This is a genomic window from Priestia sp. SB1 (assembly GCF_038898415.1).
The window spans coordinates 22,407-36,276 of sequence record NZ_JBBJSS010000020.1 but is presented as its reverse complement, the minus strand read 5'-3'; the positions used below and the strand labels follow the sequence as shown (position 1 = coordinate 36,276).

General features: G+C 38.7%; 12 protein-coding genes. All 12 read right to left on the bottom strand.

Going from position 1 to position 13,870, the window contains the following annotated elements:
• Nucleotides 1-354: 354 nt before the first annotated feature.
• The gene (locus tag WKH56_RS34315; protein WP_310884160.1) at nt 355-1,368 is read right to left on the bottom strand and encodes a C40 family peptidase; all 1,014 of its coding nucleotides are present in this window, start codon (nt 1,366-1,368) and stop codon (nt 355-357) included.
• 32 nt (nt 1,369-1,400) lie between these two features.
• On the bottom strand, nt 1,401-2,474 hold the full coding sequence (locus WKH56_RS34310; RefSeq protein WP_221833245.1) for a dipeptide epimerase: 1,074 nt from the start codon (nt 2,472-2,474) through the stop codon (nt 1,401-1,403).
• Between the two features lie 59 nt (nt 2,475-2,533).
• On the bottom strand, nt 2,534-3,700 hold the full coding sequence (locus tag WKH56_RS34305) for a DUF819 family protein (protein WP_033580860.1): 1,167 nt from the start codon (nt 3,698-3,700) through the stop codon (nt 2,534-2,536).
• A 93-nt stretch (nt 3,701-3,793) separates the two neighbouring features.
• Nucleotides 3,794-4,117: a DUF3870 domain-containing protein gene (locus tag WKH56_RS34300; RefSeq protein ID WP_028412670.1), complete on the bottom strand. Its 324-nt coding sequence runs from the start codon at nt 4,115-4,117 to the stop codon at nt 3,794-3,796.
• 223 nt (nt 4,118-4,340) lie between these two features.
• Nucleotides 4,341-5,078 (bottom strand): glycerophosphodiester phosphodiesterase, encoded by a 738-nt coding sequence (locus WKH56_RS34295; RefSeq protein ID WP_028412671.1) that lies wholly within the window; start codon nt 5,076-5,078, stop codon nt 4,341-4,343.
• 86 nt (nt 5,079-5,164) lie between these two features.
• Nucleotides 5,165-6,505, bottom strand: a complete 1,341-nt coding sequence (locus WKH56_RS34290; protein WP_028412672.1) for an ABC transporter substrate-binding protein — start codon at nt 6,503-6,505, stop codon at nt 5,165-5,167.
• Between the two features lie 13 nt (nt 6,506-6,518).
• Nucleotides 6,519-7,331 carry a carbohydrate ABC transporter permease gene (locus tag WKH56_RS34285; protein WP_028412673.1) on the bottom strand — a complete coding sequence of 271 codons (813 nt, stop codon included), beginning with the start codon at nt 7,329-7,331 and terminating at the stop codon, nt 6,519-6,521.
• Complete coding sequence (locus WKH56_RS34280) at nt 7,328-8,263, bottom strand: carbohydrate ABC transporter permease (protein ID WP_028412674.1); 936 nt, start codon at nt 8,261-8,263, stop codon at nt 7,328-7,330. The genes WKH56_RS34285 and WKH56_RS34280 overlap by 4 nt, the downstream gene beginning before the upstream one ends.
• Nucleotides 8,260-9,375, bottom strand: coding sequence for an ABC transporter ATP-binding protein (locus tag WKH56_RS34275; RefSeq protein WP_221833247.1), 1,116 nt, complete (start codon nt 9,373-9,375; stop codon nt 8,260-8,262). The genes WKH56_RS34280 and WKH56_RS34275 overlap by 4 nt, the downstream gene beginning before the upstream one ends.
• Nucleotides 9,376-9,395: 20 nt before the next feature.
• Entirely contained in the window at nt 9,396-9,974 is a 579-nt protein-coding gene (locus tag WKH56_RS34270) for a glycerol-3-phosphate responsive antiterminator (protein WP_028412676.1), read from the bottom strand.
• Between the two features lie 244 nt (nt 9,975-10,218).
• Complete coding sequence (gene bioB / locus WKH56_RS34265; protein ID WP_342837753.1) at nt 10,219-11,214, bottom strand: biotin synthase BioB; 996 nt, start codon at nt 11,212-11,214, stop codon at nt 10,219-10,221.
• 413 nt (nt 11,215-11,627) lie between these two features.
• Complete coding sequence (locus WKH56_RS34260; protein WP_310884159.1) at nt 11,628-13,853, bottom strand: alpha-galactosidase; 2,226 nt, start codon at nt 13,851-13,853, stop codon at nt 11,628-11,630.
• Nucleotides 13,854-13,870 lie beyond the last annotated feature (17 nt).

Below are 13,870 nucleotides of genomic sequence, written 5' to 3'. Positions count from 1 at the left end.
AAAAAATAAAAATTAACGTTGACGTTTGTCGCTTTGTTCAGTTTTCAAAGTTCAACCGCCGCTCTTAAGCGACTTTATTATCTTATCAAGTTACCGACGTAATGTCAACAACTTTTTAAAATTCTTTTTTCAGCTTCGTTGTTACTGTTATGTCTCAACGACGCTTTACAATAATATAACGCCCTGCACATAAAGTCAATATGTTTCGAGAAGAAAAATGTTTTTTTTCTTACTTTACTTCTTCCCCTACTGAGAAGTAGTTAAACGTAAATAATCTAAATTTTCTAATTTTTATTTATACCTATATTAAAAAAGAAGCCCTTCACAAAAAGAGCTTCTTTCTTATCTTACTAATTAAGGTAAATAACGACGTGCACCTGCATACTCTTCAATATACCCCTTCGTGTTTAAAGGAATAATCTCTACTGTCCGCTCGGAGTTCGGCGAATGAATCATCATACCATCTCCCGCATACATTGCTACATGGTGGACGCTTCCTTTCCCTTGGTTATAGGCAAAGAATAATAAGTCTCCGGGTTGAAGATTGTTCATCTCTACTGGTTTCCCTGCTCTAGACTGTGGACCTGAGTCACGTGGAATTGTAATACCACGGGACTGGTACATCGTAAACGTAAATCCAGAGCAGTCAAATCCAAAACCACTCATGCCAGCCCATAAATATGGAAGGTTTAAAAATGCCTTTCCGCTTTCAACAAGCTCCGTGCCAGTTGGTACAGGAATATCTTTTTGAGAAGCGTAGATTTTTCCTGCTTTTGCAGAAACCCATGCTGTCTTTCCATTTGGTTTTAATACTTTATATGCACTCTTTGATTTTACCAAAAGAGGTAAGCGCGTATTATAGCTAACTTCAATACCTTTCTTTTTCAAAGAAGGCGAATGATATAAATAAGTAGTCGGAGCCGTCACCATTACAAAAGGCTTCTTTGCATACTGTTCGTACCTTTTGCTATAGGTTAATTGTTTAGTAGGCATCCACCCGGGATATCCTAATTCATTTCGAGAAGTAGGCTGTCCGTCTACAGCTACTTTGACCCAATCTCCTTGTCTCTCTAAAACCGTTACTTTGTTTCCATATAACGCTTGTGTCTCAAGCATCCCGTCACTAGATAACTGCTGCTTCTGTTTCAAATTCATCGATGTGGTCCACTTCTTCATATCTACAGGATTAGTAGCTGACGGAGCGTCCACTTCACGCAAGATGTTTGGTGCTGTCCAAAGAGTAGCAGCTGCGACATCTATATAAGCAGTTTCTTTTTCTTCAGAAGCATGAACAGAAGGAACTGCACTGACTCCAAATGTAGCTAAAACAACTGTTGTTACCGTTAAAACCCAACGTTTTATATTCATCGTCTCTCTCCTTCTACTATATTACTATCTTTTTATTTTGAGATAGGAACGGTGATTTCTCCTATTCCAGGAAGATCTGATAAGAAAACCTCTTGACCGCTGTACTTTAACACATCCAGTTCAGTTGAAAGCCAAAGAGGAGCATCTAAGTCAAAATACGTGATATTGGGATGAGCGGCTGCCAGATGAGCAGCTGCTCCCACGGAAAGTGATGGTTCCATCATGCTTCCAATCATACACGCAACACCGTTCGCCTCAGCAATACTCGCGATTTTTCTTGCTTCATTAATGCCTCCGCACTTCATTAGCTTAATATTTAAAAGATCCACGTACCGCCCGCTTACAAGCTTTAATGCATCTTTGGCAGAAAATAGACTCTCATCTGCCATAATGGGTACGTTTACTCGTTCAGTCACAAACTTTAACCCTTCCCAATCATGAGCAGGGACAGGCTGTTCTACCAATTCAATACCAAAGTTGAGAGTTTCCATTTTATTAATTAATTGCACTGCTTGTTTTGGAGTCCATCCTTGATTTGCATCCAACCGAAGTTTTACATGATCCGGAATGACAGATCGAATATGTTTAATACGCTCAAGGTCTAGCTCAGGAATTGAACCTACCTTCACTTTTAAAATGTCAAATCCGTCCGCTGCACTTTTGTGTGCGTCTTCAGCCATTTTTTCAGGTGTATCAACACTTATCGTCATACACGTAGAGATAGGCTGCTTATCGCCCAAGAAAGCATATAAAGGAATGTTGAGAAACTTTGTATAAGCATCATGCAAAGCGATATCAGCAGCCGCTTTAGCACTTGAATTGTGAATACAGCAGCTTTGAATTTTTTTTAAGAGTTTTTGAAACTGACGTATATCCTCCCCTATTAGCGCTAGTTTAATAGGGCCTTGAAGTGCAGCTTGAATGCCTTCTAAAGAATCGCCTGTAATAACATATGTTGGCGAAGCCGCTCCTTTTCCTTTTATTCCGTTTTCTAACTGAATCTCTACACTTATGCTGTCTATCTCTGTTGCTGTTCGAAGCGCTGTTTTAAACGGAACGAGCAGTGGAACGGTTTGATGCTTTACAGTTATGTCTTTAATTATCATTTCAATCGCTTCCTTTCGATTCAGCACACATATTCTTTTATACCTATTTTGGTTTATTCTTAGATCGCCCCTAAAATTTTGGCGATCATCATACCAAAATAAGTACCTAAGAAGGAACCCATCAGAGCCATAATGACTCCTACCGGAATCAGTGCACGGTTATAAGCAGCTGCAAGCATTGGAGCAGACGCCATTCCGCCAATATTAGCTAAACTGGCTACCCCGAGCGTAAATAAATCATATTTAAATAGTTTAGCTAGCAACAGCATGATCACTAAGTGGACGAACATAATGAGAAAACCAGATACTAAGTAAATAGGAGCCTGAGCTAAATTTGAAAAATCTGATTGAGAAGCAATTAACGCTACAACGATGTATAACATAACGTTTGATACATCGAGCGTACCTGGAATTTTTGCCGCTGGAGTTACAGCAAGCACTAAACCAACGACAGAAGCAATCATAATCGTCCAGCTCGTTGCATTAATAACGGCTCCCACTTCAGGCAAACGCCCTCCGATAAATGTAGACAATGCCGAAACGAACAAACCTAGCCCAAGCAAATAAAGAAGATGCTGAAACTGAGGACCTTCTTTTTCGCTTTCAGATGTTGCTGCGACTTCATCTATACTATTCTCAATAAAGCTGACGTCTGCTTTTGTCCATTTATTAAATTTAGATGCAAATGGTACAAGCCAAAACATAAACATAACCCATACGGCATAGTTAATCGTATCCATCATAAGAGCGTAGCCAAATATATTTTCTGGAACATCCAAAATCCCTTGAAGGGCAACCATGTTAGCTGACCCCCCGGTCCAACTTCCTGATAAAGCACCAAAAGCTTTCCACGTATCCTCTACATAGAAATTCTTAAAGATGGCATAGACGAGGATAAAGCCTATCATTATACTAAAAACCGCAACGATGAATCCTCCCAGCATTCTTGGACCAAGTTTAATTACACTTCGAACATCACACTTTAACAGCATAAGCATCAGCATAGCAGGAAGAAGTGCATTTTTAACGCCTGCATACATGGCGGCATTTGACTCGCTATCCCCAAATAATCCTGCCGTTTGCATAAGAGCCGCTCCTATATAAATAAGTACAATACCTGGAATAAACTTAAAAAATCCATTGGCTTTAAATCGTTTTTCAATCCCTACCATGAGCGCAGCAAAGGCAGTTAACACACTCACATACATAAATCCATCTTGAATCATTTATTCTTCCCCCTTCATCTCCCCGAAAATGTTTTTATGCAAAACAAAATCCAGCCCAACGTTTGAAAACGTCAGGCTGGATTTCGTCTAGGTCTATGTAGACAAAGCAGCTGTTATTTGCTGATATTTTTTCTGTGCATCATGAAACGCTACCACCAGCGCTTTTTGGGAAGACCCGAAGTAGCGGCTGTTAATGTCGTCTATAAGGGTGGGATCACTTATATGACGTCCAATAAAAATTGATTGAACAAATCGAACGGTTAACTCAATCGTCGCTGAGCATTCCACATCAATAATTTTTCCATTTGTTTTATCAACTACCAATCCTAGAAAATACTGATTGAACTTTTTAGTAATCGGATTGCTTTGAGGAGCTTTGGCATCTCCAATAATATAGATAGTATCTTGATCATACATGATTTTTTATTCCTCCTAAAAGAGATAACAGACGATGCTAGGGACCGGCAAATGAACGTTTGCGGAGCTACGCAACATGTATTCGCTTTCATAAGGAACATTATAATCTACTCTCAATATATCATCTATAAAACAATTTCACAATATAAATTTTATACTATTCAGAATAAAATAATATTTACCCTATAAAAAAGGCCGTACGAATACATACGGCCTTTCTGCGTCATCCTTTGAACATTGTAGAGGAAAAACGGTTAGGGTAATCTGTCATCACTACTTTTACTGAAGCCTGCTGGAGCTTCAAAAAATCATTCAGTTCATTAATTGTATATACTCGTAAGTCTAATCCTTCTTGCTTTGCTTTTTTCCCGTACGAAGAAAGAGCAAACGACATATCACAGTGCAGGTGCGCACCTATCGATTTTGCTTTTCCAATCGCATCTTCACTCACCCCTTCAAATAAAAATCCTGTTGGGATATATGAATGGAGAGATCTCACTTTAGCCAAGCTATCATAGTTAAAAGATGACAAAATAACTTGATCTTCTAAATCAAACTCATCGATTAGACGAAGAACTTTTTCCTCAAGTTTTGGATAGTAAATTTGGTCATTTTTTAATTCAATGTTCACGGTCATTTCTGTCTTTTTGTCCATCATCCACTCAAACACTTCTATTAACGTGGGAATTGATTGTTTAGAAAAACGAGAATCATACCAGCTTCCAGCATCGAATAACCGCAGCTGTTTATATGAAAATTCTTGAACATATCCCATTCCATTCGTCGTTCTGTCAATTCGTTCATCGTGAATCACTACTATTTCTCCGTCTTTGGTTAGTTGTACATCCAATTCAATACCTGAAACTCGCATTTTTCTAGCTTCTTCAAATGCAATCATTGTATTTTCAGGATATCGTCCGCTAAAGCCACGATGCGCATAAAGATCAATTGAATTATTCATTGTCCTCTATCTCCCCTAACTAGCCATTCACTAAATAAAAAGCTCGTCCTCAAAATAACTTGAAAGACGAGCTTCGTAATCATACGTTATTTTTGATTGGCTACTTCTAATGCTCTATTCGTTTCTTTTGCTGCTTGATCAAGTGCTTGTTTCGGCTTTACTCCCTGGTACAGGCTTTCCATTCCTGTTACTACCTTTTGGCGTGATTCCGGAAATACCGAAATTAAAGCGCCTTGTGTTGCCGGAGTTGATTTAGTTTTATGAAGCTGATCAACCGTCACTTTTAGTTGAGGATATTTTTTCCATTCTTTCTTTACGATTTCTTGATCATATGCTTTAGGATTAACCGCAAAATAGCCACTTTCCACGTGCCATTTTGCCTGAACTTCTGGTGTTGCTAAATATTTCATGAAGTCCCACGCCGCTTTAGATGTTTCATCACTAATTCCTTTAGACATCCATAAAGATGCTCCCCCGATAGCTACTCCTTGGCGATCCTCTTCTTTTGGCACAGGAAGATCTGATACACCCACATCAAATGGAGCATTGTCTACTAATGTTTTAATACCTGCTGATGAATCTAAAAACATTGCAATTTTTTTAGATTGAAATGCTGCGCGCATATCGTCCCAGTTTTGCCCTACATTGTAGAAGGTACCTTCTTTGTACATGTCATTGATTAAATTAAATGCGTTTTGTCCTTCTTTTCCATTAAATACTGCCTTCTCGGCATCCCCTTTACGACCGTTTTCGTGATCTACATACAAACCGCCTTGAGAAGCAACTAGCTCTTCAAAGAACCATCCGTAATTTAGAATTGAAAAACCGTATTGTGATGTTTTATTTCCTTGTTTCTCTGTTAGTTTCTTTGCAGCTGCCTTTAATTCATCATACGTTTTTGGTGGATTTTCAGGATCTAACCCTGCTTTTTTAAAGGCATCTTTGTTGTAAACTAACACAGGTGTTGAAGAGTTAAACGGCATTGAATATTGCTTTCCATCTACTTGGTAATAGCTTGAAATATTTTTCTCCCACTGTGAAGTATCGTAGTGGTCTTCATCAATAAATTTTTGAACAGGCTGAACCTTACCACTGTCTATCATGAATTTCGTTCCTACTTCGAACGTTTGCATGATAGCAGGTGCATCTTTAGTTCCTGCTACCGTATTAAATTTTGTTTGTGCTTCCTCATACGTTCCTTGGAAAACGGGCTTTACTTCAACTTTATCCTGAGATTTATTGTACTCATCGACTATTTTATTGAGTGATTTTTCAAGGTCACCGCTCATGGCGTGCCAAAAAACGACTTCTGTTTTACCTGATGCTGTTTTTTTAGTTTCTTGCGCTTCCGAAGAACCAGTTGAGTTTGAGCAAGCGCCTAGAATGACCAGCAAGCATGCCGTTACGATAGCCAATATCTTTTTCATCACATCCACTCTCCTATTTAATTGCACCTTGTGTTAATCCTTTTTGAAGACGTTTTTGACCTAGGAATAATAGTAATAATGTCGGTATAATAACAACCACGACAGCAGCCATAACCACTCCCCAATCAGTTGAAATCTCCTGCGTTTGCATTTGTTTTAAACCAATCTGAACGGTACGAACATCCTCTGTATTTGTAACTAACAGTGGCCATAAATACATATTCCATGTTGTTAAAAAGCTATATACGCCAAGCGTAACTAGACTTGTTTTAGAAACAGGAAGCACAACATTCCAAAAGAAACGAAAGCGGCTGATCCCTGCGACTTGAGAAGCTTCATACAGCTCGCCCGGAATGGTTTTAAACTGTTGACGCAATAAAAATGTTCCAAATGCTAAGGCGAAAAAAGGAATTGTTAATCCCAAATAGTTATTAATCCAGCCTAGCTTTTGTGCTGTTAAAAAGTTAGGAACCATCGTTGCTTCCCATGGAATCATCATCGTAGAAATAAAGAGAAAGAAAATAGCATCTCTTCCTTTAAATTTAATAAATACAAATGCAAAAGCAGCCAAACTTGAAACTAACAGCTGCCCAGCCATGACAAAAATAGATACAGCAAAACTATTAATTAAATAATGAAGCAGCGGAACTTTTTCAAAAGCATCCCGATAGTTTTCAAATGAAAAAGATGATGGCCAAATCTTCCCTTCCAACACTTCCGCTCCACTCATAAAACTAATGGAAAAAGCGTATAGAATAGGAAACATCAATACTAAAGTAGCTGCAATGAGTAACAAATAAGTTGTCCATTTTCTCGTGATGCTCATTGATAATGTACCTTCCTTTCTCCAAGCTTAAATTGAAGAGCCGTAACCAGTAGAATACAGAAAAACAAAATTGTAGCTTGAGCACTTGCAGAGCCAACATTATAGTTTACAAATGCATCTTTGTAGATTGAATAAACAATGACATTTGTGGAATCTGTAGGCCCGCCTTTTGTTAAAATGTCAATTTGTCCAAACGTTTGAAACGCGTTAATAAACGAAACGGTGATAATAAAAAACAGCGTTGGCGAAAGCATAGGAAGCGTAATTTTACGGAGCTGATACCAATAGCTAACTCCAGCAATACGCGCGTTTTCATACAGCTTTTCATCAATATTTTGTAACCCGCCAAGTAAAATTAAAAAGGTAAACCCAATGTTCATCCAAATCGTAGAGATGGACACAGCAATCAGCGCATACTTAGGATCTAATAACCACTGCACATCATGAATGCCTACAAGATTTAATACTTTATTAATAACACCGATTGTCGGGTTATACATAAACATCCAAATTACAGAAGAAGCCGCTACGCTCATTCCCATCGTAGATGAAAACATTGTTCTGAAAAAACCAATTCCTTTTAGCTTTTCATTTGCGATTAGCGCTAGGAATAATGCAATAATTAAGCCAATAGGCACCGTGTATAGTACAAATAAAAAAGTGGCTTTCATACTTTGTAAAAAGTTTGGATCTGTAAATAGATAAAAGAAATTTTGTAATCCTACAAATTTCAAGGGATTTCCCTGTGTGTCTGTAATAAAAAGACTTAAATATAAGGTCTTAATCATTGGGTAGAAAAGAAATACACCAAATAACAATAATGATGGCAGCAAGTAAGATAATCCTACCAATAGGTTAGGCATTGACTTCTTTTCTTGTGGATTTGATGAAACAGAAACAGGCGAGTTTGCTGTTTTGGTAACAGCACTCATACAAATGCCCCCTTTACAGTTAAATCTTCCATTGATGGTTCATAGTGCAAGCATGAACCTGTATCACTATCAAATAAAAACAGGTGTTTTGGATCGATAAAAATAGGAACGCGCTCTCCCACTTTTATATTCCATTGACCGTTCCACTTAGCCATCCACTGTTTGTCTCCCATTTGAAATGTAAGCAGTGTTTCCGTTCCTAGAATTTCGACATTATCTACCTCTACGATAAAGCTGGTGTTGTCGTTTGTCGCAAGCTGAACGTGCTCAGGTCTTACTCCAACCACAACTTCCTTTTTACCGCTAAGGTTGTTGTATGATGCACTCATAGAAATAGCTCTTCTATCTTCAAAAACGAGTAAGTTATTTTCTATAGAAACGTTTGATAAGTTCATAGGGGGAGAACCTATAAACGACGCTACGAACGTGTTTGCCGGTGCATTGTAAATATCGAGCGGACGCCCAACCTGCTGAATATTACCTCCATTTAAAATCATCATTCGATCCGCCATCGTCATCGCTTCCGTTTGATCATGCGTGACATAAATCATCGTAATACCTAACTTACGCTGAATCTGGCGAATTTCTGATCTCATCTTTGCTCGCAGCTTCGCATCCAAGTTGGATAACGGCTCATCCATCAGGCAAATAGGTGAATGAGTAACTATAGCACGTGCGAGTGCTACACGCTGACGCTGTCCTCCCGAAAGCTGTCTAGGCTTTCGTTTTAAATATTCACTTAAACCAAGCATTTCTGCTGCTTCCCTGCAGCGCTTGTGCTGTTCTTGCTTTGAAATCTTCTTTGTATGCAGACCAAAAAGAATATTTTGTTCTACTGTCAAATGCGGATATAAAGCATAGTTTTGAAACACCATGGACAAATCGCGCTGACTTGGAAGCAGTTTATTTGCTTTTACATCCCCGATTAGCAACTCTCCCTGTGTGACTTCTTCTAATCCGGCAATCATTCGCAGCATTGTACTTTTCCCGCAACCTGAAGGACCTACTAATACGAAGAATTCTCCAGGTTCAATTGTGACATTAATATCTTGAATGACATTTGTTTTTTGATCGTATGACTTTCCAACGTTAACTAACTCTACTTTTTTCATTAAAAACGCTCCTTTCTCGCTCATTCATATTTTTTCCACAGCCATGATTTTCCTGTAGAAACTGCCGTAGCCCCTGCTTTTAAAGCTGCTTGGATATGGCTTTCATTTTGAATGAGTCCACCTGTAATAATAGGGATACTTGTTTTTTTAACGATTTTCTCTATCATCTCCGGAATCAATCCTGGCATTAGTTCTAATGCATCCGGTTTAATATCTTGAACGGTTTTTAACCCCTGTGCTACTGCGTCTGTATCCACTAAAAACAGCCGCTGAATAGCAACCAGCCCTTCCTGTTTTGCGTAATTAATGAGTGAACTTTTAGTGGTTACGATACCTGTGGGCTTTACAAACTTAGCGAGAAATTTAAGCCCTTCCCGGTCATAGCTAATTCCCGGAATTTTTTCAATGTGTAAGAAAACCGTTCGATTATGCTGTTTGAGTAAATCTACATAGCGTTTAATTACACTGATGTTTCCCGTTAATAAAAAGGCGGCCTGGATCTCTGTTTCTAAAAATTGCTCTAAATTTTTCGGACTTTTAATGGATGCAATTAAACGATCTTGTCCAAGCTGTTGTAAGAAATCTGCTTCCTTATTCAAAACGATTCCTTCCTTTCATTTATAAAAAAACCACAAAAAACGCATAGGATGTTTATATAGACCTATTGTTTTTTGTGGTTTCTCAATTTCATAACCTTAGTAACTATTCACTTATCGTTCACATGTTTTATAATAATGGTTATTTGTGAAGGCAATATAAAGAAGCTGTTGAGTTTTGTAAAGTAAACGTATAGTTCCTGTAAATCTGCTGAAGATAAAAAAAGCCGTTGATTTCTCAACGGCTTCACAGTGCACATTCTTCGATTTCAAATCCTAAATCTTCAATTAATCCCCAGTCAGCTGTAGGTTCTTGACCTTGAGTCGTTAAATAATCGCCTACAAAAATTGAGTTTGCAGCAAACAAACCAAGCGGCTGAAGTGATCTGAGGTTAACTTCTCTGCCTCCTGAAATTCGAATTTCTTTGGTTGGATTTACAAAACGCATCATCGCTAACAGCTTTAAGCATTGCATTGGCTTTAACGCCTTTTTGTCTTCTAGAGGCGTTCCTGGAACGGCAACAAGAAAATTGCATGGAATAGAATCTGCATCTAACTTTTTAATTTGAAAAGCTAATTCAACGGCTTGTTCATTTGTCTCGCCCATTCCAAAAATTGCACCGGAACAAGGTGACAAACCTGCTTTTTTAGATGTAGTAACCGTATCGACTCGATCTTCATAGCCATGCGTAGAACAAATATTGTCATAGTTATCAGCGTGAGTATTTAAATTATGATTATAGCGATGAACACCCGCCTCGACTAGTTCGTGTGCTTGATCATCTGTTAAAAATCCTAGACAGGCACAGATTTTCAAGTCTGTCTTTTGACGAAGTTCCTTTACCGCTCCCACTACGTGCGCTACTTCTTTATCAGTAGGGCGGCGGCCTGACGCTACGATACAATATGTACCTGCTTTTCTTTTTTGAGCTTCAAAAGCACCTTCTACAATTTTCTCTTTTGTTAACCACGCATACTTATCAATCGGCGCTTCTGATACAATCGACTGCGAACAATATCCACAGTCTTCTGGGCATAAACCCGATTTAGTATTAATAATCATATTAAGCTTTACTTTTTTTCCATAATGATGATGACGAATTAAGTACGCGGCATTCATGACCTCTAACACTTCTTCATCCGGTACATAAAGAAGTTGAAGCGCTTCTTTATATGTAATTTCTTTCCCTTTAATAATAGACTGAGCAAGTGCTTTCCAATCTCTTAAACTTGTGGTTTCCATCGATTCCCCTCCACTTTAGTAAACTAAAAAAATATAAAGTTAACAATTATAACTAAAAGTTACCATTATCACGCCTTTTATGTCAACACTTCATAAATAATAGTTAACTTAAAGAGGCTGGGACAAAAGTAGTTGAGCCCAAGTAAAAAACGAACCATTCATCAACCTGTTTGATGAGTGGTTCGTTTTCTTTTTGATGATGCATATCGTTTTATTTGTTTCGTTCCTTCTAGCAGTTGATTGGAGGGCAAGGCGAAGACTCCTGCGGGAAAAGCGGAACAGGTGAGACCCCGCAGGAGCAAAAGCGAAGCCTTGCACGGAAATCAATTGCGGTGTCATAAGCAGTCCAGCTCATGTATCTCATTTGTTCATCTTTCGATTGGATTTATTTCGTTATGTCCCAGCCTCTTTGCTTATTGCGCTTGCAGTGTGTAAATAACCGATACAAAGTCTCCAGATTTTTTATCGTATGCTTCAACACCCGGATATTCATGAGTTAGAGCAATTCCTGCGTACATGAGCTCATCTCCATAAGCTGTTTGGTCTGTTTCCATCACTGTATATTCATAATCAGGATGAAGCCCTTTTAGCTCAATGCGTTCATAAGAAGGATTTGATCTAGCTAATACTTGATAATAACCGATGATTGCCTGCTTTTGATCGGATGAAACAACCATCCAGCTCGTCACATTTCCATCTTGTTCAAACGGACTTTTTAATCGATAGAATCTTCCATTTTGAATAAGAGATCGGTATTTTTTATAATACTGAATTTGTTTTTTTACCGTTTCTTTTTCATCTTCTGTCATCAGCGTAACATCTAACTCATAACCGAATGCGCCAAAATACGCAACGTCTCCTCTTGTTTCTAGACTTGTTACTCTGCGTACTTGATGATTTGGTACGGCTGATACGTGTGCTCCCATTGAACTGATTGGATAAGCAAAAGAAGTGCCGTACTGAATTTTTAGACGTTCAATCGCGTCCGTGTTATCGCTCGTCCAAGCTTGAGGAGCATAATAAAGCGTTCCCGGATCAAATCTAGCGCCCCCGCTTGCACACGATTCAAATAAAATATCCGGAAACTTCTTTGTTAGTCGCTCATACAAATCATATACTCCTAAAATGTAGCGATGTACTACTTCAAACTGGCGATTCGCGGGTAGCCCAACAGATCCAATCTCCGTTATATTTCGGTTCATATCCCATTTTATATACGAGATAGGTGCTTCACTTAAAATAGCTTCCATTCGTTCATAAATATAATTCACTACTTCTTCTCGTGAAAAATCAAGCACATATTGATTTCGTCCATGAGACTGATGACGATTTGGCACATGAATCAACCAATCTGGATGCTTTTCATACAAGTTGCTTTGCTTTGAAATCATTTCAGGTTCAAACCATAATCCAAAGTCCATACCTAAATCCGTTACTTTTTGAGCCAATGATTTCATACCGCCCGGAAGCTTATTTTCATCTACAAACCAGTCTCCAAGAGAAGTTGTATCATCATTACGTTTACCAAACCAGCCGTCATCCAATACAAAAAGTTCAACGCCCAGCTTTTGTGCTTCTTTGGCAATGTGTACAATTTTCTCTTCGTTAAAATCAAAATACGTCGCTTCCCAGTTATTAATTAAAACTGGTCGCTCTAAATCCCGCCATTTTCCTCTAGCGAGACGCTTGCGATAAAGCTCATGATACTCTTGGCTAAGACCGTTTAGCCCGTTATTTGAATAAGCCAATACTAGTTCTGGTGATTGAAAAGTTTGTCCACTTTCTAGTCGCCACTGAAAATCAAAAGGGTGAATACCCATCGTTATTCTTGATACATTATAGTGATCTACTTCCACTTGTCCAAGAAAGTTTCCGCTGTATACAAGACTAAAACCATACGCTTCTCCACTGTGTTCAGTTGCAGCTGGATTCTTTAAAATTAAAAATGGGTTTTGCTGACTGCTGCTTGTACCTCTCGCACTCGAAATACTTTGAATACCCGGCTGAAGCATTCTTGTTTTCACGTGTCTCTCTCGAATCCATGCACCGGAAAGCTGAACCATTTCATAGTTTGATGTGGGCAAATCAATGCTGCCGCTCATGATACGCAAAATATCGACTGGTTCTTCTCCTCTATGTTCAAATCGTGCGTGACGCGTAATAATATTTCGGTCTTCGTAAACGGTATACGTTAAAATAAGTGATGCATTGAGCAATTTATCAATTAGTTCAACTTCTACACTCGTGGCTTCACTTTCTTCTTCTACGTATGTAGCAGGTAAGCCGTTTAATGGCTTCTTGCCCTTGTAAATTTTATGGTTATCGTATTCAAAATTGGTGACTCGGCTTCCGTTTTGCTGAAGAAGTTGGTAGGCTGGCTCTCTGAAGTCTGTTGTCCCATAAGAAGGATACTCTTGTTTGATTGTTTCAAGAGAAAATGCTAGTTCTCCTTCATAGACCGAAGCGCTAGCTCCTCTTGTTTCCACACGTAAAAAATGCTGAAAAGACGGACGGTGCTTAAGCTTTTTTCCATAGTACAAGTGACCAAGCTGCTCGTTTTTCAACACTGAAAAGATATAACTTACATCGCGGCCCTGCAGGTGAAACTCCTTTGTACGTTCATTAAATAAGATCCCCACTCTATCTCTCTCCTCAC

Excerpts from the sequence above, each read along its gene's own strand:
- bioB (WP_342837753.1), bottom strand. The coding sequence starts at position 11,214 with ATGGAAACCACAAGTTTAAGAGATTGGAAAGCACTTGCTCAGTCTATT.
- WKH56_RS34280 (WP_028412674.1), bottom strand. The coding sequence starts at position 8,263 with ATGAGTGCTGTTACCAAAACAGCAAACTCGCCTGTTTCTGTTTCATCA.
- WKH56_RS34305 (WP_033580860.1), bottom strand. The coding sequence starts at position 3,700 with ATGATTCAAGATGGATTTATGTATGTGAGTGTGTTAACTGCCTTTGCT.
- WKH56_RS34275 (WP_221833247.1), bottom strand. The coding sequence starts at position 9,375 with ATGAAAAAAGTAGAGTTAGTTAACGTTGGAAAGTCATACGATCAAAAA.
- WKH56_RS34295 (WP_028412671.1), bottom strand. The coding sequence starts at position 5,078 with ATGAATAATTCAATTGATCTTTATGCGCATCGTGGCTTTAGCGGACGA.
- WKH56_RS34315 (WP_310884160.1), bottom strand. The coding sequence starts at position 1,368 with ATGAATATAAAACGTTGGGTTTTAACGGTAACAACAGTTGTTTTAGCT.
- WKH56_RS34300 (WP_028412670.1), bottom strand. The coding sequence starts at position 4,117 with ATGTATGATCAAGATACTATCTATATTATTGGAGATGCCAAAGCTCCT.
- WKH56_RS34310 (WP_221833245.1), bottom strand. The coding sequence starts at position 2,474 with ATGATAATTAAAGACATAACTGTAAAGCATCAAACCGTTCCACTGCTC.
- WKH56_RS34290 (WP_028412672.1), bottom strand. The coding sequence starts at position 6,505 with ATGAAAAAGATATTGGCTATCGTAACGGCATGCTTGCTGGTCATTCTA.
- WKH56_RS34285 (WP_028412673.1), bottom strand. The coding sequence starts at position 7,331 with ATGAGCATCACGAGAAAATGGACAACTTATTTGTTACTCATTGCAGCT.